Annotated in this window: 18 protein-coding genes; 8 read left to right on the top strand and 10 right to left on the bottom strand. The window is 69.0% G+C overall.

Annotation, left to right across the window (positions count from 1 at the left end):
- Nucleotides 1-784 precede the first annotated feature (784 nt).
- The 3 genes from ACZ3II_RS16130 to ACZ3II_RS16120 all read right to left on the bottom strand — a co-directional run bounded on the left by ACZ3II_RS16130 (nt 785) and on the right by ACZ3II_RS16120 (nt 6744).
- Nucleotides 785-4057: an NACHT domain-containing protein gene (locus ACZ3II_RS16130; protein WP_465518434.1), complete on the bottom strand. Its 3273-nt coding sequence runs from the start codon at nt 4055-4057 to the stop codon at nt 785-787.
- A gap of 461 nt (nt 4058-4518) precedes the next feature.
- On the bottom strand, nt 4519-4890 hold the full coding sequence (locus tag ACZ3II_RS16125) for a hypothetical protein (protein ID WP_465518433.1): 372 nt from the start codon (nt 4888-4890) through the stop codon (nt 4519-4521).
- A 483-nt stretch (nt 4891-5373) separates the two neighbouring features.
- Nucleotides 5374-6744: an MFS transporter gene (locus ACZ3II_RS16120; protein WP_465518432.1), complete on the bottom strand. Its 1371-nt coding sequence runs from the start codon at nt 6742-6744 to the stop codon at nt 5374-5376.
- A 57-nt stretch (nt 6745-6801) separates the two neighbouring features.
- On the opposite strand from ACZ3II_RS16120, the gene ACZ3II_RS16115 reads away from it, so the two are divergent.
- The 7 genes from ACZ3II_RS16115 to ACZ3II_RS16085 all read left to right on the top strand — a co-directional run bounded on the left by ACZ3II_RS16115 (nt 6802) and on the right by ACZ3II_RS16085 (nt 12729).
- Nucleotides 6802-7500 (top strand): TetR/AcrR family transcriptional regulator, encoded by a 699-nt coding sequence (locus ACZ3II_RS16115; RefSeq protein WP_465518431.1) that lies wholly within the window; start codon nt 6802-6804, stop codon nt 7498-7500.
- A gap of 275 nt (nt 7501-7775) precedes the next feature.
- The gene (locus tag ACZ3II_RS16110; protein ID WP_465518430.1) at nt 7776-8888 is read left to right on the top strand and encodes a MinD/ParA family ATP-binding protein; all 1113 of its coding nucleotides are present in this window, start codon (nt 7776-7778) and stop codon (nt 8886-8888) included.
- Nucleotides 8889-8954: 66 nt separating this feature from the next.
- Nucleotides 8955-9473 (top strand): carboxymuconolactone decarboxylase family protein, encoded by a 519-nt coding sequence (locus ACZ3II_RS16105; RefSeq protein WP_465518429.1) that lies wholly within the window; start codon nt 8955-8957, stop codon nt 9471-9473.
- A complete protein-coding gene (locus ACZ3II_RS16100) occupies nt 9470-10339 on the top strand; it encodes an aminoglycoside phosphotransferase family protein (protein WP_465518428.1) in 870 nt (289 codons plus the stop codon). The genes ACZ3II_RS16105 and ACZ3II_RS16100 overlap by 4 nt, the downstream gene beginning before the upstream one ends.
- Before the next feature lie 196 nt (nt 10340-10535).
- On the top strand, nt 10536-11954 hold the full coding sequence (locus tag ACZ3II_RS16095; protein WP_465518427.1) for a DUF1996 domain-containing protein: 1419 nt from the start codon (nt 10536-10538) through the stop codon (nt 11952-11954).
- A 37-nt stretch (nt 11955-11991) separates the two neighbouring features.
- Nucleotides 11992-12498, top strand: a complete 507-nt coding sequence (locus ACZ3II_RS16090) for a DUF305 domain-containing protein (protein WP_465518426.1) — start codon at nt 11992-11994, stop codon at nt 12496-12498.
- A gap of 72 nt (nt 12499-12570) precedes the next feature.
- Nucleotides 12571-12729 carry a hypothetical protein gene (locus ACZ3II_RS16085; RefSeq protein WP_465518425.1) on the top strand — a complete coding sequence of 53 codons (159 nt, stop codon included), beginning with the start codon at nt 12571-12573 and terminating at the stop codon, nt 12727-12729.
- Between the two features lie 272 nt (nt 12730-13001).
- Here ACZ3II_RS16085 and ACZ3II_RS16080 read toward each other — a convergent pair whose 3' ends face one another.
- Together ACZ3II_RS16080 and metK are read right to left on the bottom strand one after the other, a co-directional pair.
- On the bottom strand, nt 13002-13184 hold the full coding sequence (locus tag ACZ3II_RS16080) for a hypothetical protein (protein ID WP_465518424.1): 183 nt from the start codon (nt 13182-13184) through the stop codon (nt 13002-13004).
- 81 nt (nt 13185-13265) lie between these two features.
- Nucleotides 13266-14456 (bottom strand): methionine adenosyltransferase, encoded by a 1191-nt coding sequence (gene metK / locus ACZ3II_RS16075; protein ID WP_465518423.1) that lies wholly within the window; start codon nt 14454-14456, stop codon nt 13266-13268.
- 143 nt (nt 14457-14599) lie between these two features.
- Here metK and ACZ3II_RS16070 point away from each other — a divergent pair, with 143 nt between their 5' ends.
- Nucleotides 14600-15370, top strand: coding sequence for a response regulator transcription factor (locus tag ACZ3II_RS16070; protein WP_465518422.1), 771 nt, complete (start codon nt 14600-14602; stop codon nt 15368-15370).
- Here ACZ3II_RS16070 and ACZ3II_RS16065 read toward each other — a convergent pair.
- From ACZ3II_RS16065 to ACZ3II_RS16045, 5 genes are all read right to left on the bottom strand, one after another.
- The gene (locus ACZ3II_RS16065) at nt 15348-16643 is read right to left on the bottom strand and encodes an aminotransferase-like domain-containing protein (protein ID WP_465518421.1); all 1296 of its coding nucleotides are present in this window, start codon (nt 16641-16643) and stop codon (nt 15348-15350) included. The two genes, ACZ3II_RS16070 and ACZ3II_RS16065, sit on opposite strands and share 23 nt — an antisense overlap.
- Nucleotides 16640-17686: a 4-hydroxyphenylpyruvate dioxygenase gene (gene hppD / locus ACZ3II_RS16060; RefSeq protein WP_465518420.1), complete on the bottom strand. Its 1047-nt coding sequence runs from the start codon at nt 17684-17686 to the stop codon at nt 16640-16642. The genes ACZ3II_RS16065 and hppD overlap by 4 nt, the downstream gene beginning before the upstream one ends.
- Nucleotides 17687-17701: 15 nt before the next feature.
- On the bottom strand, nt 17702-18694 hold the full coding sequence (locus ACZ3II_RS16055; RefSeq protein WP_465518419.1) for a methyltransferase: 993 nt from the start codon (nt 18692-18694) through the stop codon (nt 17702-17704).
- On the bottom strand, nt 18687-18914 hold the full coding sequence (locus ACZ3II_RS16050; protein WP_465518418.1) for an MbtH family protein: 228 nt from the start codon (nt 18912-18914) through the stop codon (nt 18687-18689). Before ACZ3II_RS16050 ends, ACZ3II_RS16055 begins: the two co-directional genes overlap by 8 nt.
- Before the next feature lie 36 nt (nt 18915-18950).
- A partial coding sequence (locus tag ACZ3II_RS16045) for a non-ribosomal peptide synthetase (RefSeq protein WP_465518417.1) occupies nt 18951-21899 on the bottom strand: 2949 nt, incomplete at its 5' end.

The raw sequence follows: 21899 nt of genomic DNA, 5'->3' as shown, positions 1-21899 counted from the left end.
CCGGCTCCCTGCACGCGGCGCATAGGCCATCGGCGGTGACCGATAGATGTTCATAGAGGTCCCGCTCGGCCTGCCCGATTCTCTCAAGCACCACACGACCGAGGTAGACACCCTCGCTCCGAACTCCGGGGTCCATCACAACCCCTCGGCCTGGCGCTGCGTGATCCGCGCGTAGGCCTCCGGACGATGCAACCTCATCCAGGCGACGACATCATCCCTAAGCCAGATCCTGCCCGATGCAAGCTCTGCGACGGGCTTAGGAAACCCGTCCCGGCAGGAAACCATGAACGCACGCTGACGGCTGACACCAAGCAGATGCCTGATTTCGTAAGTTCCGACAAGATCCGGCATCGGATCCGACACGGGGGTTGCGTCGCCGCCGGCGAAGATTCGGAGGACAGCCTCAGGAACGCTTCCTTCCAAGACAACCACTCCGATCTACGGACACGGCACGCTCCGCCATCCGTGACATCCAGCAAGGGTCGGCCGAGGCACCACCGTCGTAGGACAGCCCGACCGCCCGGAACCTGCACACGGACGGCCGGGGTCCTCAGCCACCGGTGTCCCAATTCATCCCTCAACCTGAATACCGGCTGGTCCTAACAATGCACTCTGAAGCAAGGCAGGACGACCGGTTCCACCAGGACGTCCTGCCGCATCTTCGCGTCCTCGGACGTCGCAGGAACCACCCAAAGGCGATTCGCCGGACGTCCGGTACTAAGTGAGTGTTTGAAAGGGCGGTTAGCCGGGCGTAGTGAACGCCCGGCGGGTGGCGGGTCGGCCGCTACCAACCTTTCGCCGAAATACCCTCTGCAGAATACAACGGAATCTCTTCGAAGTCTGCATAGATGCCCGCATGCAGATTAGCCAATGAACCAATGTTTAAATGCTTTGCCAACCCAGGAATTATGAGCTGACGCAATCCAGGGATTTTATGCACAAAAGATAGGTCCGTAATCTGTGGCAAATCCCAGAGCAACAACTGTTGCAGGTTCTGTAGCCGCGCAACGAATGAGAGATCGTCGATATTAGCGTTACTGAGCGTTAGCGAGGAGAGGTTCTGCAACTGCGCAACCGCCTGTATTCCGTTTTCAACCAGCATCCCCGCAACTGCCAAAGCCGTAACGGAACCGCATGCCATAACCAGTGCCTCAAAGCCGCCGGTTAGCTGCTTAACCCTAATACTAAGGTAGATGACCGGCGTCGAGGCAATGACACTCGGATCGAACCTATTGCAATCATAAATACTTAGGTATTTTAGTTTCTTCAAGCCGGAGATAGCGTTTCGCGCGGCGATATTTTCAACATTTCGCAACGTCAATTGTTCGAGATCAGGCCAGACCTCGATGAATCCAAGGTCTTTGAGAAGCTTTCTTTGGTCCAACCGCAGGATCCTCAGTTTTTCGAGCTTGGACAGAGGGTTAAGGTTATGAAGCTTCGCATCGGTATACAACTCCGCGCTAGTTAGATCCGTATGCTCCATCAAGGCTTGCAAATTAGAGAAGGATCCCTCCGCCTTCAAGGAATGCAAGTGCGGAAGTCCGCGAAGAGCGTCTAGCGTGCGACAGTGCTTCAGCTCAACTCGCAGAGATTGCAAGCGAGCCAGATTTGCAACATATGGCAACAATTTCTCGTCCGTTACGAGAAGGGTTCCATCTTGTAGAGGTGCATTGCCGAGGACCTCTAACGAATATCGATTTGGGTCGAAGTAACGCCACGCAGAAACAATCTCCCTCTGCACACGGCGGCGTGTGTCTTGGGCATGTCTAGCTAAGGCGGCTAGCGCTTCAGGCCCGTTGATCAGTGCAATCGTTCGAATGGTGGCTGCGGCTTGAGACTCGGACAGGGAAGTCAGCTCACCCGGCAATCGCTGAATCAGGGGAGTGCCGATGGTTGCGAGGGTACGAGCTTCAATAAGACTCTTCGGTGGGACTAGATCGCCTAAGGCTCGATCGCGTATATTTAGCAAATTTTGTTCCGGCACAAATAGATTTTCGAAGCACGATGCAAGGACGAGTTTCAGTGTCCGTGCGTGACGGCTTTCATCAGCAGCCCGTCGCTCAATGATCGCCAATAGCGCAGATCGAAACGGGCTATTTCCTAGCGCAACGGCCATTACTATGATGTCGCGCCATTGATCAAGATGGGCGCGCTCAGCCAAGAATTCGACGTCGCCTTGGTCCGCGCATTCCACCGCAGCTAGGTACTCTTGGAAGGTGCGGTGGATAAAATCGATCTTACCTTCCGCTGGAGTCCTGACTATTCCGCTACGCTGGACTAACTGATCGAGAATGCTCGGCGCTTCTTCCGCGCGAGACGATAAAGTTCCGAGCTTCTCGGCGATTAGTTTCTCTGCGCGATCTTTGGATTCCTCCGCGCGTCCATTTATCGACATCCGCCATGCGATGTGACGAAGAAGATATAGCTTTTCGGCTGTTTCCAGGCGGAGTTCTTCATAACTTGGAATCTCGCGCATCGTCTCTCGTCGCTCAAGGAGCAGGTCCATGGCAGCACGGTAAACCCCGATGCGGTCTTTAGGCAGCTGTGCGGCCCTGTCCAAATTGAGCGCGCAGAGCATTGCACATAATAGCGGGTTAGCCGCCAGCGCGGCCAAGTGCGGATTAGCGTCGAGTCGGCCGATAAGGGATCGTTCAAGAAGAGGGAGCTGTCGCTCGTCGCAAGGGTAGCCACCTGCGTGCCGAACCGCATCATGCCAATGAGCAACGAATCGTCGTACATCTGGTGCTGTCATTTTATTGAGCGTTGCGGGCCGAAATCCTTCATCGTTGAGCCAATCACTTGAAGCCGCAGCCGGCCGCGTTGTAACAACGATACGAAGCTGAGGGTAAGTATTCACGATCTGCCTCAACCAATTTCTCACCTTCGGGCGGTCTTTCGCGACTAACTCGTCAACGCCATCAAGAAGCAACAGTCCATTTGGGCTGCTAAGTTGTCTGTGCACCCACCCATCTGGCATTATGTCGGTGAGCACGTCGGCGACATCGGTAAGAAATTGACTAGGTTTTGGAAGCGCCGCCCCCGCGTAGCTACGAAGCTTAATCAAGAACGGAACAGTAGAACGCCATTTCTCCATTGCCGTCGGCCATGAATCTCTAGCCGCATTTACAGCGAGCCAGCGCAGAAGCGTGGTCTTGCCGCAACCAGCCTCGCCCCTGATCATGATTCGCCTATTCCGCGCTAAAACGGCCTCAACGCTATTCTGGGGACGCTCCGTAGACTCTCCCAAATCACGACTGAATGCACCCGGTGCGAAATTTGCTGCACTGCTTGCATCGCGCCGCAGGCCGGGAGGACTAGGCAAAGACTTGGTTGAAACCGACAGGCTGACATATGCGATGCTGACCGATGTCCGCGCCTTGAAATTAGGAGTATCGATCCCGAATAGCTCGATCGACTCCAACGACTCCTGTACCAGCGCAAGGTACCGGCCCTTAAAGTCGTCATCGAAGTCGGATCCAAATTGGGAATCTAGCGACCGAACTGGCACACGGACAAGTACTTCGTTTAACCGGGCGGCCATTCCGGATACTCGGGATAACAACTCGCTGATAGCTCGTGGCTGAAAAGGCGCCAACTGCTGCACAAAGCGCACATAGCAGGTGCAACACTCTGATAGCATCACTTCATATAGACGTGTTCCAGACTCGCTGAGTGACTCTTTACGAGCCGAGGAAGAAATGCTTTCCGCCAGTTGTCGACTAAGCACTTCAGGCTTCATGTCGACAAGGAATAGCGCCTCATCATTCAAGTTCGCCTTTGCGAAGGTGTCGGCAACTGCCATGATGGCCGCACGTTGCTCATTCCTCGGAAGGTCACTAAATTCGTTGCGCAGTAGCGGCGCCAAGCGCTCCTCGACAACATCGGCCAGAGCGTCAATTTCTCGTCGAATCTCACGACGGCGATAATTGTCAGTTATCTTAATATCGATCAGGTTTGACAGTTGCATCGACCTTTCGGCTGCCTTCTTGCGATCGGATAGCCACCATCGGACCGCAGGCGCTACAACGCTTCCAGCGAGCTTAGCGAGAGGCTCCATGCATCGATATGGTACGGGACGTGAGAGCCGAAGTCAGGAGGAAGAACGATGGATCTTGGAGTCGCCATACGGCACCCCTCGGCCTGCCCGAGGTCCGAGAACGCCGGGCAAAACACCGTGATATATGGAGATAAAATAATTTACCATAGTGTATTGAATTTATCGTGATTAGCGGATCCGGGGTCATGACCTGTCTCGTTCGTCCGGCGTGGGCAAGACATGGAAGGTCGATGATGCCTTGTGAGGGCTAAGCTAACCAGTTCCACCCTGACTAGACCGAATCGGCTTGAGAAGAGCGCTCCTGGGGTACGTCTCTGCAGCTTAGGGCCGCCCTGGGTACGCAGTCGGGCGGATGATTCGATCGCCTTCAGGTCGGGACGGAATTGCTGCTTGTTAATTCAACGTCAGTTTCCTTACGGCGACCGCCGTGTGCGCGTCACGAGTGTTGGGCCTCGGACACGTTAAACCCCATATCGATCTTCGCGCTCGTCGCAAGATCGGATGGGGTTTTGTGCTACCTGGGCTTTCTCGAACTCCAGGCCATTCCGCAATGGCGATCGTCTGCTGGCCCGTCCTCGGCTGACACCGTCGGCGCGGTGCCGGATGTGTTCACCCACCGGTGACTCGGTTGGCACCGCATTCTCGGCCGGGAAGCCGTCCACCTGCACCGCATCGACAGTGGAAGGATTCGGCGGATCACCGGCGGCATCCCCGATCACCACAGTGCCGTGGCCGCGGACGACCACCATGTCCCGCGCGTTCATACACGCCGCGACATCGCCAGCATTCGCCGAACCGGCCAGCTCCGGATTCTTCGCGATCAACTCCTCCACGAGCCGGGTCTCCGATCGGTACACCCAACGCGGCGCGTCCGCGGAGGCCGGCCGGAATGCGCGGTAAAGAGGTTTGCCTCCTCCACGAACACGTTGAAGGCGCCCGGGTGAAGCCGGTTGGAGGGCGCGGGCGGACGCCGGCGTGCTGGGGTTTTCGCCGAATTGCCAGGTCTGGTCGGCGAAGCGGTTCGAGTGGCATGGCGCGCCGACCGGCTGCGCACGCGGCGGCGACACCGAACGAGACAGCCCGGATCGGTGCGTTGCCGAGCAGGCGCCTGAGGCCGAGCACGACCGCGCACAGCAGGCGGTGCTGGCCGCGAGCATGTTGATCGGGGACAAGGCCACCCTCAGTAGCGTGCGCTGGTCGTGCCGGTCGTCAGGGGTTTTCGGACATGTGGTGGTGGCCGGGCGTCCCTCGACAGCCTTGGGATGCCCGACCGGGCAATCGGTCCGGGATGGACGGGACCGAAGGCGTGCCGTTTCTCAGGTGGTGCGGCCCAGCCGGGCCGGGGTTCGCAGGGCCGTCGCGGCGGCCACCGTGAACAGGACGACAGCGCCGAGCAGTCCGGCCCGATGGCCGGTGCCGTCGCCGGCGGGCCAGCTCGCGACGACGCCGAGGACGGCGATCCCGAGGGCGGCGCCGGCCTCCTGGGATGTGTTGATCAGCCCGGAAGCGGCGCCGTGTTCCTCGGCGGCCACTCCGCTGGAAGCGGCGATGAACGTGGGGGCGTAGGCGAGGCTGCTGCCGAGCGCGAGCAGCAGCATGCCCGGCAGGACATCGATCAGGTACGTGCCGTCGGCCGGCATCTGGGCCAGCAGTGCGGCTCCGGCGGCGAGCAGGACGAGCCCGGCGGTGAGCAGGGTGCGCACACCGGCTCGCGGGACGAGGGCCGCCACCCGCGGTGACAGCAGCAGGATGAGCAGGGTGATCGGGGCGAACGCGATGCCGACGGCCAGCGGTGACCAGCCGAGGCCCTGCTGCAGGTAGAGCGTCACGAACAGCATGGTGGCGCCGAGCGCTCCGGCGTTGAGCAGCAGTGTGGCGTTGGCGATTCGCACACCGGGTTTGCGGAGCAGGTCGAGTCGCAGCAGCGGCGCCGGGTGCCGCCGGTCGATCGTGACGAAGGTGATGAGCAGGACCGCGGCCAGGAGCCCGGCGGTGATGGCGGCGGTGCGCATGCCGGGTTCGGCGAGCCAGGTCAGTGCCAGAATGCCGCTGACCAGGCCGCCGACGAGCAGGGCGGACGGTGTGGCGGCGAGCCGGGTGGCACCGCTGCGGTGGCCGGCGGGCAGCAGCAGCGCGAGGGCGATGACGACGACCACCCCGACGGGCACGTTGATCAGGAAGATCCATCGCCAGCCGAGCAGGTGGGTGACGGTGCCGCCGATGAGTTGCCCGGCGATCGCGCCGGCTGATCCGACGCCGGCCCAGAGGCCGAGGGCCCGGTTGCGGAGCGGGCCCTCGGGCAGGCCGGCGGTGATCGCGGCGAGGGCGTTCGCCGACACCATGGCGGCGCCGACGCCTTGCAGGCCGCGGGCGGCGAACAGGTGCCAGTCGGCTTGGGCGAGGCCGGCCGCCAGGGAGGCGGCGACGAAGACCCCGAAGCCGCCGAGCAGGACGGCGCGTTGTCCGAATCGGTCGCCGGCGCGGCCGCTGACGATCAGCAGTCCGCCGAAGGTGACCGTGTAGGCGGTGGCGGCCAGGGTGATCCGGCTGTCGGGCAGGCCGAGGTCGTCGCGGATCGACGGGATCGCCACGTTGATGATGACCACGTCCAGGATCAGCATGAACTGGGCCGCGCACAGGGCGATCACCGACCACCAGGCCGTCCGGGAGGCCGTTGTCGTACTCAAAGCATGCTCCTTAATTCTACGGCGTAGGTTTTTAACCCTACGGCGTAGGATGACGCGGTGGCAAACGAGAATCCACCGGCCCGCCGACCCGGGCGGCCACGCTCCGAACGACCGGTCCTGACCCGGCCGGCGATCCTCGAGGCCGCTCTCGCGCTGGTCGACGAGGACGGCATCGAAGCGCTGAGCATGCGGCGGCTGGCCGCCCGGCTCCGGGTCGACGCCATGTCGATCTACCACCACCTGCCGAACAAGGCGGCGATCGTGGCCGGGCTGGTCGAAACCGTTTTCGCCACCATGCCGCCCACCCCCGCCGACGGGCCGTGGGCGGACCGAGTTCGCGTCTGGGCCCGCGACTACCGCGACCTGGCGCTGGCCCATCCCCATCTGGTGCTGCAGATCGTCACCGACAGCGCCGCGGCCTCGGACGCCACGATTCTGATCAGCGAGCCGCTGTACGCCGCCTTCGAGTCCGCCGGCCTGAGCTCGGCACAGATCGTGGTGGCCGCTGGGACCCTGGTCGACTTCGTCAACGGGTACGCGCTGGCACTGTCCCCGAGCAGCGCGGATCCGGCCGCCGGCACCGTGCCGGCCGACACCGATCCGATGGGCCGGCGGCTGGCCGCCCTCGGCCCGGACCAGGTGCCGACCATTCGCCGCGTGCTCACCGACCTGCACGGACGGCAGCCGTCCGGCGCGGACTATTTCGACGCCTGCCTCGACATCATCCTTCGCGGCGTCGCCGCACCCACGCGGTGACGGCCGCGCGCCACAGACCCGCGAGCAAGTGGCGCAGTGCGAAGAACCCACCGAGGGCGAGGTGACCGCGGCGACGGAGCACCGCCACGATGAAGTCGGACGGGGAGCAGGTGGAGTTCGCTCGCGCCGCCGGGACCAGGCTTACAGAAAATGATCCTCACGCTACCCTCTGCAGTAGAACGTAGATCATCGATGCATGGGGAGGGTCGACGCTGACACACGAGACCGCACAGCCCCGCAGGTGCGACGCCGTCGCTTGTTGATACGGAGGAAGCATGTCCGAATCCGCAGACTCGACCTGGCCACCGGCCGGCAACTCGCGATCCACCGACCACGCCGGCGCAGCGACCAGCAGGCCGCTCTCGCCGTGGACGACCGGCCCCTCACCATCGACCGCCGAGCGGGTACCGCCGGTCCCCCCGTCGGCGCCGGCCCGCCCGCACGACGCCGCGCCGCTGCCCACGCTCGACGACCTGATGGCCGACCGGCCGGCGCCACCGACCGGACCGGCCAAGACCGGATGGCGGGCGGCGGTCGGACGCGTCACCGGCGGCCTCGTCGCCCCCGGCCCCGGCCCGGCGGAACTGAGCCACCGTCTTGCCGTCCAGTCCGTACAGCGCAGCCTGCGCGGCCCCAAGACGGTGGTCGTCGTCAACCCCAAGGGCGGCGCCCACAAGACGACCGCCACCCTGCTGCTGTCCGCCACGTTCGGCGTGCACCGTGGCGGGTACGTCCTCGCCTGGGACAACAACGAGACCAGAGGCACCCTCGGCTGGCGCGCCACCCCGGCACGGCACACCAACACCGCCGTCGACCTGCTCCGCGACCTGCACCGATTCGATGAGATCCGCAGCGCCCGGGTCGGGGACCTCGACAACTATGTGCGCAGCCAGGGAGACGCGCAGTTCGATGTGCTGGCCTCCGACGAGGACGCCGCCGGCGCGGCCAGCATCGACGCCGACGCCTTCAACCGCATGCACCACACCCTCAGCCGGTTCTATCGCATCCTGTGCATCGACACCGGCAACAACATGCGCGCCTCCAACTGGCGCGCGGCCGTCGACGCCGCCGACCAGCTCGTCATCGTCTCCACCATCCGTGAGGACACCTCGCAGAGCGCGGCATGGCTGGCCGACGCCCTGCGCGCCACCGGCCACGAGGCTCTGGTCGAGAACGCCGTCACCGTCCTGGCCGCCCCGGCCCGCACCCCCGACACGGCGCTGCGGGACCGGCTCCGCCGGCACTTCGGCAAGCTGACCCGGGCCGTGCTCGAAGTGCCCCACGATCCCGTACTCGTCGCCGGCGGACCGATCGCCTACGACGCCCTCACCCCCGCCAGCCGCACCGCCTGGCTCCAGGTGACCGCCGCCGTCGCCGACGGACTCTGACCCCGGAAAGGCGGCACGGGCGGGACAGCATGGACATCGGCGGCCGGACGTGATCGGCTTGGCGTCGTGCCTCACATCCCGCTGCCGCCGCTCCCCGGGATCGCCGGACTGCTCGCCGCCCATCCGGACACCGCCGGCGCCCTCGGCTCGCTCGCCGAGGCGCTGCTGCGCGGGCCGTCCCCGCTCACGCCCGCCGAACGCGAGACGATCGCGGCGTGGGTGTCGCGCCGCAACGACTGCGTCTATTGCGCCCAGGCCCACGGCGCGGTGGCGCGCCGGCTCAGCGGCGACTTCGACGAGGTGCTGGCCGGCGACCCGGAAGCGGCCGGGCCGAAGATGCGGGCGCTGCTCGCCATCGCCGACCGGGTGCGGATCGACGGTCACGCGGTCACCCCGCACGACATCGCCGAGGCTCGGGCGGCCGGTGCGGACGACCGGACCATCCACGACACGGTTCTGATCGCGGCCGCGTTCTGCATGTTCAACCGCTACGTCGACGGGCTGGCCACGGTCTCTCCGGAAGACCCTGCGGCGTACGAGGAACGGGCCCGTCACCTGGCGGAACACGGCTATCTAGGGCGGTGACGACCGTACGGTTCGAGGCGGACGAGCGGCTGGCGCGCCGCCTGGTCGACAGCCAGTTCCCGCAGTGGGCCGGCCTGGACCTGCGCCGGGTCACGCCGGGCGGGTCCGACCATGTCATCTACCGGCTCGGGCCCGGCCTGTCGGTGCGCCTGCCCCGCCACAAGGGCGCCGTCCATCAGGCCGCCAAGGAGCTGCGCCTGCTCCCCCGGCTGGCGCCACAACTGCCGCTGGCCATCCCGGAGCCGGTCGCCGTCGGAGCGCCGGACCTCGGCTTTCCGTGGCCCTGGGGCGTCTCCCGGTGGCTCGGCGGTGCGACGGCCCGCTTCGAGGAGCTGGGCGACTCCGTCGAGACGGCGCTGCGGCTCGCCGGCTTCCTGACGGCGCTGTGGGCCGCTGACCTGGACGACCCGGGCGCCGTCGAGCCCGACGAGCCGCTCGCCGACCGGGACGCCGAGGTGCGCGCCGCGATCGCCGGCCTGGCCGGCGAGTTCGATGTGGGCGCTCTGCTCGCGGCGTGGCACGAGGCGGTCACCGCGCCGGCCTGGGACCGGCCGGCGTGCTGGTACCACGGCGACTTCCACACCGGGAACCTGCTCACCACCGGCGGCCGGGTCGGCGCCGTGATCGATTTCGGCGGCCTGGGCCGCGGCGACCCGGCCCGCGACCTGATGATGGCGTTCACCCTCCTCGAGGGCGAGGCCCGCGACGCTTTCCGGGAGGCGCTGGACATCGACGACGCCACCTGGGCCCGCGGGCGGGGGCGGTCGCTGATCGGCGGGGTGTTCGCGCACCGGGCCTACGCCGCCACCAACCCGTGGGTGCGGGCCCAGACCACCCGCCAGCTCACCGCGGTCCTGACCGCATGACCCCACCTCGTCGACTTAATGGAAACTTAAGAAGACGCTGGGGAAAAACTGTTATCGAAAGGCCGAATCGCGGCCACCAGCAACGCCCTGAGCTGGGCTTATGAATTCTTCCTTGGCACATTGAAACGCCGTCGGGGCGTCTGCATAATTCGTGCCGAACCCTTTCCCCGCCATTTTGTTGAGGATCGATATGGGTATGGAATCCCGGCATGTCGCCCCGGCGGATCCGCGTCGGCGCCGCCGCACCACACGGGTCGTCCTCGGCGCCGCGGTCGTCGCGGCGCTCGGGGTGAGCGGCGTCTACGTCGCCACCGCCGGCGCCGACGAGGTCGCGGCCCCGGGCACCATCCAGGCCGAGGCCTACGCGGCGCAGTCCGGCGCCCGGACGGAGAGCACCCCGGACACCGGCGGCGGCGAGAACGTCGGCTGGCTAACCGACGGGGACTGGCTCGAGTACCGCGGCGTCACGATCGCGAGCGGCACGCTGACCGCCCGGATCGCCGGGCAGAACTCCGCCGGCGGCTCGATCGAGGCGCGCCTGGGCAGCCGGACCGGCACGCTGCTGGCCACCTTCCCGGTGGCGTCGACCGGCGGCTGGCAGAAGTGGCAGACCGTCAGCGCGAAGGCCGCGACGGCGCCGGCCGGGCCGCAGACGCTGGTCCTGGTCATGAAGAGCACGTCCCGCTCCGACTTCGTCAACCTCAACTGGCTCAACGTCGGTGCCGCCGCGACGGCGCCGGCCGCCACGCCGTCGAACCCGCCGGCGTCGCCGGGCGGCTGGGTGCCGGTCGACCAGGAGGCCTGGAACGAGACGCTCGCCGTGCACAGGGCGGCGCAGCCCAAGGCGGTGCCGGCCGGGATCGTACGAGTGCCGGAGTTCCACACCAACTGCACCGTCGCCAACGAGGCCACCGACGACCCGATCGTCCTGCCGAGGCTGCCCGGCGCGTCGCACCTGCACACCTTCTTCGGCCCGAAGGTGGACGCGAACACCACGACGGAGCAGCTGCGCACCCGGCCGACCACGTGCGACGCCGCCGGTGACAACAGTGCCTACTGGGCGCCGACGCTGCTGCTGAACGGCAAGCCGGTGAAGATGAAGAACTTCCGGGCCTACTACGGCGCGAAGATCAAGGACCCGGCCACGGTCAAGCCGTTCCCGCCCGGCCTGGTGATGGTGCAGGGGGACGCCAAGAGGCAGGTGGCCACGCCGAAGGGCGCCAGCGGGCAGTTCTGGTGCGCGGGCAGCGCCGAGATCGGGCGTAGCGCGGACGGCAACTGGCCGAGATGCGCGGCCGGCGGCAACCTGATCTACCAGCTGACCTATCAGGACTGCTGGGACGGCAAGCACATCGACTCGCCGGACCACAAGTCGCACATGGGCCCGGCGGTCGACGGGGTGTGCACCGGCAAGTACCCGGTCGCGATCCCGAACATCTCGATGATGCTCGGCTACGACTCGCTCGGCGGGGACGGTCTGACGCTGTCGTCCGGCATGGCGTCGTCGATCCACGGCGACTTCATGAACGCCTGGGACCCGGCCAGGCTCGCCGCGCTCGTCAAGGTCTGCATCAACGCCAACGCCAAGTGCGGCACCACGCCGTCCTTCGGCTGACCCGCGTCCCCCGCGGCAAGGTGAAGGAGGGACCACCGTGCGACTGGTAGCCGTTCTCACCACGATGCTCCTGCTCACCGGCTGCGGCGGCCCGGCGGCATTCCCGGCCAGGTCGGTGCCGGCGACGACGTTCGGCGGCACCGACCTGGCCTGGATCGAGGTCACCCTGGCCATGAACGAGCAGGTCCTTCCGCTGCTCGACGCGGTTCCGGAGCGCGCGGACGGCACGGCGGCACGGGACCTCGCCGCGCGCGTCCGCGTCTGGACCGAGGCCGAACTGCCGGAGCTGCGGGCCCTGCACGCCCTGGCCGGGCTGCCCGCGGAGAACCCGCACGTGGGCATGCCGATGCCGGGCATGGTGACGGCGGCCGACCTGGAGACCCTGACGAAGCTCTCCGGTCCGGCCTTCGACGCCGCCGCCACCGGTCACCTCGACGAGGTGATCGCACAGTCGATCGCCCTGGCCCGCAGTGAGCAGGAGAACGGCACCGACCCGCGGGCCCGTGCCCTGGCCGCGGAGATCCTCGCCGCACGCTCCGCCTGAATCCCGGCCGGCCCTCACCGTCGCTGCGAAGGCGGAGGGGGCCGGCCGGCCGCGGTGCGGACGAACCCGAAGGTGAGCGAGCGTCACCGGCCGGTCTCGACGTCGCCGCCGATCTGGTCGATCTGCCGGACCGGCCCCGCCACCCGTGACTCGCTCACCGACTGCGCTCCGCCGGCCTCGCCGCGCGGCGAGGCCGGTGAGGGCCGGTCCTCCGGCGGCGGTGGGACCTGATCGGGCGCGAGGCAGTTGCCGCGGCCAGCCGCCGATAGATCGTCACGGCCTCCTCGGCCGGTCCGGGAGCCTGGGTACGCAGCCCGGCCTCCCACATCTGGAGGCCGAGCCGGTCCAGCGAGCGGGCGAGGCCGTTGCGGTAGAGGTCAGCTCCGGCAGGCAGGTTTCCGGGGCGTCCTCCGCCAGTCGCCCCCGGATGGCGACGGCCTCCTCGACCAGGGGTACGGCCTGCCGGCGGCGGCCGAGACCGGACAGGATCACGCTGGGATCGGTCAGGACCGCGGCGAGGGCGGGCAGGTGGGCGCCCGCGCCGCGGTCACCGGCACCGGGGTGTGCTCGGCCGGCACGACCCGGTACGGCGGCCGGTCCCGGCTGACCGTCACCGGCCCGTCCACCCCGCTGATCATGACGACGTCGCCGAACACGACGCTGCCCGTCACCGATTGCGGTTCCATCCCACCATGATGGACCGCCGCGGCCACGAGTTCGACGCCGCGATCCGGCTGATGGGGCCGGGGCTCATCCGGAACGGATGGTCAGCAGGCCAGGTCCCGCAGAGCCTCGGCGCGGTCGGTGCGCTCCCACGTGAGGTCCGGGAGTTCCCGGCCGAAGTGGCCGTACGCCGCGGTCTGCTGGTAGATCGGGCGCAGCAGGTCCAGGTCCCGGATGATCGCGGCCGGGCGCAGGTCGAACACCTCGTTGATGGCCTTCTCGATCCGCTCGACCGGCACGTTCTCGGTGCCGAACGTCTCCACGAACAGGCTCACCGGGTGCGCCTTGCCGATCGCATAGGCCACCTGGATCTCACACCGCTCGGCCAGACCGGCGGCGACCACGTTCTTGGCGACCCACCGCGTGGCGTACGCCGCGGAGCGGTCCACCTTCGACGGGTCCTTGCCGGAGAACGCCCCGCCACCGTGCCGGGCGTAACCGCCGTACGTGTCGACGATGATCTTGCGGCCGGTCAGGCCGGCGTCACCCATCGGGCCGCCGATCTCGAACCGGCCCGTCGGGTTCACCAGCAGCCGGTAACCCCCGGTGTCGATGTCGAGGCGTTCCAGCTCGGGCGCGATGACATGGTCCCGGATGTCCGGCGTGAGCAGCGACTCCAGCGAGATGCCACTCGCGTGCTGGGAGGAGACCACGATCGTGTCCAGCCGGGCGGGACGCAGGCCGTCGTACTCGATGGTGACCTGGGTCTTGCCGTCCGGGCGCAGATACGGAACCGTGCAGTCCTTGCGCGCGGTCGACAGCCGCCGGGCCAGCCGGTGCGCGAGCGCGATCGGCAGCGGCATCAGCTCCGGCGTCTCCGAGCAGGCGAAACCGAACATCATGCCCTGGTCGCCGGCGCCCTGGCTGTCCAGCTTGTCGCCGGCCTCCCCCTCGCGCTCCTCGATGGCGGTGTCGACACCCTGCGCGATGTCGGGCGACTGCGAGCCGATGGACACGCTCACGCCGCAGGACGCGCCGTCGAAACCCTTCTTCGACGAGTCGTAGCCGATGCGCAGGATGGTGTCGCGGACGATGCTGGGGATGTCGGCGTACGCCTGCGTGGTGACCTCGCCGGCGACGTGCACCTGTCCGGTGGTGATCAGGGTCTCCACCGCGACGCGGCTGCTCGGGTCCTGTGCGAGCAGGGCGTCGAGGATCCCGTCGCTGATCTGGTCAGCGATCTTGTCCGGGTGGCCTTCCGTGACCGACTCGGAGGTGAACAGGCGGCGTGCCATGACATGTCCTTTCGACAGGGGTACGGAGGAGACAGAGGTACCGGGAAGGTGGGCATCGGCCATCTCTCAAGCCCAACTCAACGGCGCCGGGACCGGGGCTCCGGCCCGGTTACCGTGTGGACACCGACAACCGGGAGGTTGAGATGGACCACGGGATGCGGCTGGCCGAACGCCGGGAGCTCGTCACGGTGGGCCGGCCCGGACTGCGCGTCCTGCCGGCATACCCCGACGAGGACCGCGCGGCGGATCCGGACCTGCTGCGGGTGCTGGTCGCCGGATCCGCGCCGCTGATCCGGGGTGGTCTGCGGGCGGCCCTCGAGCCGTACGAGGACCTGCTGATCGCCGGGGAATGCGCCACCGCCGAGGTCGGGACCGCGGTCGCCGGCCGCTGCCCCGACGTACTGCTGCTGAACCTCGGCGGGGAGGACGCGACGGCCTGCGCCGAGGCGATCCGGGCGGCGCACGCCGCCTGGGCCGGGGTCCGGGTGGTGGCGCTCGGGGCGGCCGGGACGGCGGCGCCCGCCGGCGCGGACTGCACCCTCCCGCCGTCGGTCACGCCGTCGCAGCTGGCGTCGGCGGTCCGGATGGTGTCCGCCGGGTACCGGGTGCTCGGCCCGGGCTGCGCGGAGCCGGCCGCGACGGCGCCGGCCCCGGAGCTGGACGGGCTGAGCCGCCGTGAGCGCGACGTCCTGACGCTGATCGCCCGGGGCCTGTCCAACGCGGAGATCGCACGGAAGCTGACGCTCTCCGAGCACACGGTCAAGTCGCATGTGCAGAACCTCCTCGGGAAGCTGGACGTGCCGAACCGTCTGCACGCGGTCATCTACGCGTACGAGTCGGGACTGTGCGGGCGGAGCGGCGGAACGGCGGACGGCCGCCCCGCCCGCGAGGTCACCGGGTCCGCTCACGGATGAGCGCGGCCAGCCGGTCCAGGCCGGTGTCGATCTGCGCCGGGGTCACCGCGCTGCAGGACAGCCGCAGCTGGTTCTCCCCACCGGCGCCGGCGTAGAAGTGGGTCATCGGGGTGAACAGCACCCCGTGGCGCTGCGCGGCGTGCTCCAGCAGGCCGTCGTCCACCGGGAAGCCCACCGTCACCACGGTGAAGAACCCGCCGGACGGGCTGTTCCACCGCACCCCGGGCACCCCGGTCAGGCGAGCCGCCAGCCCCTCCCTGAGCCGCCGCATCCCGGTCCGGTAGCGCTCGGTCACCCGCCGGGTCGCCGCGACGAGGCTGCATCCGTTCTCCAGCAGCTTCCCGCCGACCACCGCCTGCGCGATCGGCGACGTGTTGACCGTCAGCATGCTCTTGAGCTTGGCCAGCTCGTCGGCGAGGATTCCGCCGCCGAGCACCGGCTGGTCGGCGACCGCGTACCCGATGCGGGCGCCGGGCATCACCGTCTTGGCGAACGAACCGATGTGCACCACGACGCCGTGCCGGTCCAGGCTCTTCAGCGTCGCCGGCCGGTCCACCGCCGGTTGCAGGATCCCGTACGGGTTGTCCTCGATCAGCAGCAGGTCGTGCTCGGCGGCGATGTCCAGCAGCCGGCGCCGTACCGCCACGCCGAGAGTGGCGCCGGTCGGATTGGCGAAGTCCGGAACCAGGTAGAGCGCCCGCGGACGGCGGCCGGCCCGGCGGGCCTCGATCAGTGTCCGGACCAGGTCGTCCGGGTCGATCCCGTCGCCGCCGTCGGGCACACCGAGCACCGGCACGCCCAGCAACCGTGCGGCGCCGGTGAACCCGACATAGGTCGGGTCCGCGGCGAGCACCACGTCGTGCTCGCCGCCGGTCAGCGCCCGCAGGATCAGCACCATCGCCTCCTGCGCCCCCGCGGTGATCACGATCGACTCGGGGTCGACCGTGACGTCCTCGTCCCGGGCCAGGTAGCGGGCCACCAGCTCGTGGATGATGCCCTTGGTGCGCCCGTACTGCAGCAGCTCGGTGGCCACCCGGTCCGGCGCCCAGCCGCGGTCACGCTCGAGGTGGGCGCAGTAGACGTCGATGAGACGGTGCACGTCGGCGACCCCGGCGCCGTCGTCGGCGGGCCGGCCGGCGGCCAGCGAGATCGCACCCGGATACCGGGCGGCCACCTCGTTGAGCAGGTTCATCGACGTCATGGCCGGGTCGGCGAGGCTGGGGTGCAGGTCGCCGGCGCCGACCCGCACCCCGCTCAGCAGCTGGACGGTCATGCTTCGCTGAGGGCGGCGTTGCGTTCGAGCTCCACCGCCTCGTACAACGCACGGACATTGCCGCTGCCGAACGTCTGCGCCCGCAGCCGCTCGATGACCTCGAAGAACAGGGTGCGGCGGGGATGGGTGGACGCGGTGAAGATCTGGTACAGCTGCCCGTCGTGGTCCTCGTCCGCCAGGATGCCGAGTTCCCGCAGCTCCGGGACGCTGTGCGCGATCGGCTCCAGGCGGGAGGTGAGCAGCTGGTAGTAGGCGGCGGGCGGGTCCAGGAAGGTCACGCCCCGGCTGGTCAGCGCGCCGACCGCCGCGACGATGTCGCGGGCGGCGAACGCGACGTGCTGGACGCCCGGGCCGCCGTGGTTGCGCAGGAACTCGTCGATCTGACCCGGCTCGACGGTCACGTCCGGCTCGATCAGGGTGAACGTGACCCCGCCGGAGGTGCTCTGCACCGCTGTCGAGTTCATCGCCTGGGCGCCGACCGCGATCCGCTCCTCGAAGATCGCCGCGAAGCCCAGGGACTCGTACAGCCGGACCGTGTCACCCAGCGTGCCGGGCTCCAGGCAGACGGCGAAGTGGTCGATGGTGGTCAGCAGCTCGGCGGAGTCGCCCGGCTCGCGCAGCGGCCCGAAGCCCGGCAGCAACCGGCCGCCGGGCCGGGCGGGCGGCTGCACGTAGGTGTGCACGACGTCGCCGAACGCGCCGACCCGCGCCGTCACCCATCCGTCACGGACGGCAGGCGGCGTGATCGGCCTGGCCCCGGCGGCGACCGCCTGGTCGTACGCGGTCACGGCGTCGCCGGTGCGCAGCGCGATGTCGGCGACCCCGGCGCCGTGCCGTTCGACGAACCCGGCGGCCGGGTGCCGCCGGTCGCGGGCCTCGGTGACGACCACGAGGATGTCGCCCTGCCGCAGCGCGATCGAGCGGTGCCCGGGCTCCTCACGAACACCCACGAAGGCGAAGCCGTACGTGCTGGTCAGTTCGGACGCCTGCGCCGTCGCGTCCGGCGCGTAGATCTCGATGTGGTTCACGCTGAGTTGGCTCATGGCTGTCTCTCCTGTTCAGCGGGCGGTGATGACACTGAAGTGGGATTCGGGAAGAGGCCGGACCGACTCGAGGGTCCAGCCGGCGCCGGTGAGCAACCGCTCGAACTCGGCCCGGGTGCGCTCCCGCCCGCCGGTGAGCACCATCATGCCGAGATCGCTCCACTTGCTCGGGTGCCAGTCGTTGCCCGGCGGGATCACCATCTCGACGATGTGCAGGCGGCCACCGGCGGTGAGCGCGGCCCGGCTGTTGCGCAGGATGGTGTGCGACTGCTCGTCGGTCCAGTCGTGCAGCACGCTGCACAGCAGGTGGGTGTCGGCGCCGGCCGGCAGCTCCCGGAAGAAGTCGCCGGCGGCCAGGCGCATCCGCTCGGGCGGGCGTACCTCGCCGATCACCGCGGCCCGGTCGAACAGCACCCCCTCGAGGTGCGGCGCGGTCTCCAGGACGGTGCCGAGCACGTACCCGTCGCCTCCGCCGATGTCCATGACCACCCGGCTGTCGCGCCAGTTGACCGTGGCCGCGAAGCGGGAGTAGGTGCGGCGCACCCGCTCCCGCATGCGGCGCAGGAAGAGCCGGTTGGCCTGGGGGTCCTGGTCCTTGTGAGCGAAGAACTCGCCGCCGTGGTCCTCGTCGAAGACCGACCGGTTGTCGCGGACCGTGTCGCCGGCCCGCAGCCACGCGCGTTGCGAATCGGCGTTGACCACGCAGGCCCAGGCACTGGCCGGGTGGTCCGAGCGCAGGCGCTGGCCGGTGGCGGTGAGGTGAAAGGTGCCGTCGGTGCTCTCCCACACCAGCCGCACGCTGGCCAGCGCCCGCATCAGCCGGTACAGCGCGTCCGGGTTCGCGTTGACGCGCCGGGCCAGTTCCTCGTTGCCGAGCGGGCCTTCGGCCAGGGCGTCACCGATGCCGAACTCGGCGGCCAGCCGCATCGCGTGCGGCAGCACCGCGACACAGCTGTCGTCGACGAGCGTCAGATAGTCGGTGAGGACCGCGGCGGGGATGTCAGTCACGGCCGTCACCGTGACCGCTCATCGCCGCGACCAGACTGCGCGGGCGCAGGTCGGTCCAGGTGGCGTCGATGTGGTCGAGGCAGGACTGTCGCGCGTCGGGGCCGAAGCTCACCGACCAGCCGGCGGGCACGTCGGCGAAGACCGGCCACAGCGAGTGCTGGCCCTCGTCGTTGACGAGCACGTAGAACTCGGCCTCGTCGTCGTCGAACGGGTTGGTCATGACAGGTTCCTTTCGTGCGAGGGCCCGGCCGGTCGGTCAGGCCTGCGGGTCGGTGTTCAGGACGCGGGCCACCTCGGTCAGCGCCTCGGTCCGCGTCATGCCGCCGTGGTCGGTGTCCACGGCGTGGTCGGTGATGGTCCCGGTGATGAAGGGGCGCCACGCCCCGGCGTCCGGCGCGTCCGGGCGGCGGCCCCGGGCGGCGGTGAAGAACGTGAGGTCGCCGTCGTACCGGGCGATGCGGTGGTCGCGCATCAGGCGGCTGTTGTTGCGGAAGACGGCCAGCATGGCGTCGATGTCGGCGCCGGACAGGTGGGACAGGGCGCTGCCCTCGGCGCGCAGCACCTCGCGAACCGTCTCGCGGGTCAGCGGACGGTCGCCGAGCGTCTCCGGCGACTGGCCGACCGCGTTGAGCAGCAGGTGCAGGATCTGCGTCTCGGTGAGTTCGACACCCTCCTCCCAGGTGTCCGGGAACGCGTCGAGCACGGTGAGACGCTCGACCCGGGCGCCGCCGGCGCGCAGCCGGACCGCCACCGCCTGCGCCACCAGGCCGCCGAACGACCAGCCGAGCAGGTGGTACGGACCGTCCGGGTGGACCCGCCGGATCTGCTCGGCGTAGTCCGCCGCCATCTCGTCGATCGACGCCGGCAGCGTGCCGTGGCCGTTCAGGCCGCGCGCCTGCAGGGCCACCACCGGCTGATCCGTCAGATGCTGCAGCAGCCCGGAGTAGACCCAGCCGATCCCGCCGGCCGGGTGCACGCAGAACAGCGGCGGGCGGCTGCCTGCCGTGCGCAACGGCAGGACCACGTCGAGGGGATCGGTGGTCACGCCGGCCGCCAGCCGCTCGGCGAGCGCGGCGACCGTCGGCGCCTCGAACAGGTCCCGGATGCCGACCTTGACGCCCAGCTCGGCGGTGATCCGCCCGGCCAGCCGGGCCATCAGCAGGGAGTGCCCACCGAGGTCGAAGAAGTCGTCGGTGCGGCCCACCCGCTCCACGCCGAGCGTCCGGGCGAAGAGCCGGCACAGCAGCTCCTCGCGCGGGTCGGCCGGCGCGTCCGAAGTGGCGGACGTCCGGCTCTGCGGCGCGGGCAGCGCGGCCCGGTCCAGCTTGCCGTTGCCGGTCAGCGGGAGGCGGTCCAGGCTGACGAACGCCGACGGGATCAGGAACTCGGGAAGCGACGCCGCCAGGTGGGCACGCAGCCCGGCCGGGTCCGGGGCGGTGGCCGCCGGGACGATGTACGCCACCAGCCGCGGATCGGTGACCCGGTCACGACGGACCACCACGGCGGCCCGGGTCACGTCCGGGTGGCCGGCCAGCGCGGCCTCCACCTCGCCCGGCTCCACCCGGAACCCGCGCAGTTTCACCTGGTCGTCGGCGCGGCCGGCGAAGTGCAGCACCCCGGCGGTGTCCCGGCGCACCAGGTCGCCGGTGCGGTACATGCGCTCGCCGGGCGCGCCGAACGGGTCGGCGGTGAACCGTTCGGCGGTGAACGCCGCCCGGCCCAGGTAGCCCCGGGCCAGACCGGTTCCGGCCAGGTAGAGCTCACCGATCACACCGGCGGGCACCGGCTGCAGGCGCCGGTCGAGCACGTAGGCCCGGACCCCGGCCAGCGGACGGCCGATCGGCAGGGTGGCGGGGACCCCGGCGGCGTCGCGGAACGTCGCCGCGGTGACGCCGAGGGTGGTCTCGGTGGGTCCGTAGAGGTGCTGGACGACGGTGTCCGGGCAGTGTTCGAGGACCCGGCGCACCGCGCTGGCGGACACCACGTCACCGCCGGTCCACACCTCGCGCACGCCGGCGAAGCAGTCCGGGTACTCGTCGGCGAGCAGGCCGAACAGCCCGGCGGTGAGCATCACGCAGGTCACCCCGCCGTCCCGGATCGCCGCGCCGAGGTCGGCGCCGTCCAGGTCGCCGGCCGGCGCCACCACGATCTCCGCGCCGGTCAGCAGCGGCACCCACAGCTCGTAGGTGGAGATGTCGAAGGCGTGCGGGGAGTGCAGCAGGACCCGCTCCCCCGGGCCGGAACGCCAGCACGGGTCGGCGGCCAGCGCGAGCACGTCGGCCTGCGTCACCCCGATCCCCTTGGGAACGCCGGTGGACCCGGACGTGTACATCACGTAGGCGAGGGCGTCCGGATGCTGCGGCGGCGGCAGGGGCGCCGTCGCCTCCGGGCCGCCGGCCGGGGCGACCCGCACGCAGGACTCCGCTCCGGGCACCGGCTCGTCCGCGACGAGGACGCGGGCGCCGGTCTCGCCGATCACGGTACGGACCCGCTCGGCCGGGAACCCGGAGTGCAGCGGGACGTAGGCCGCGCCGGCCCGCACGATCGCCAGGGTGGCGACGACCAGGTCGGGCGACCGGCGGACCCGTACGGCCACCCGGTCGCCGGGGCGGACCCCGTGCCCGGCCAGGTCGCCGGCCAGCCGATCGGCCCGCTCCCGGAGTTCGCGGAAGGTCAGCGTGGCGTCGTCGCCGCGCACCGCGATCGCGTCCGGGGTGCGGTCCACCTGGGCGGCGAACGCCTCGATCAGGCTCGACGCGGTCCGCGGGGCGGGGGACGCGACGGTGACCGCGGCGCGCTCCTCGGCGGTGCGCACGTCGATGTCGCCGATCCGGGTGCCGGGTGCGGCCACCACGGTGGTGAGCACCCGCCGGAAACGGTCGGCGAGAGCCTGTGCGGTCGGCGCCTCGAAGAGGTCGGTCCGGTACTCGATGACGCCGTCGATGCCCTGCGCGGCGCCGTCGTCGCGGCGCTCGGTGAGATTCCAGGTGAGGTCGAACTTGGCGACGTCCAGGTCGACCGGCTGCACACCGGTCTCCAGGCCGGGCAGAGCCGGGTTCTGCCCGGGCGTGTTCTGCAGAGCCAGCATCACCTGGAACAGCGGGTTGCGTGACAGCGAACGCTCCGGCGCCAGCCGCTCCACCAACCGCTCGAACGGCAGATCCTGGTTCGCGTACGCCGCCAGATCCGTCTCCCGCACCCGCCG

Source organism: Actinoplanes sp. NPDC019969, assembly GCF_055562375.1.
Note: the sequence above shows the minus strand (reverse complement) of the source record. Positions and strands in the feature narration are given on the sequence as shown.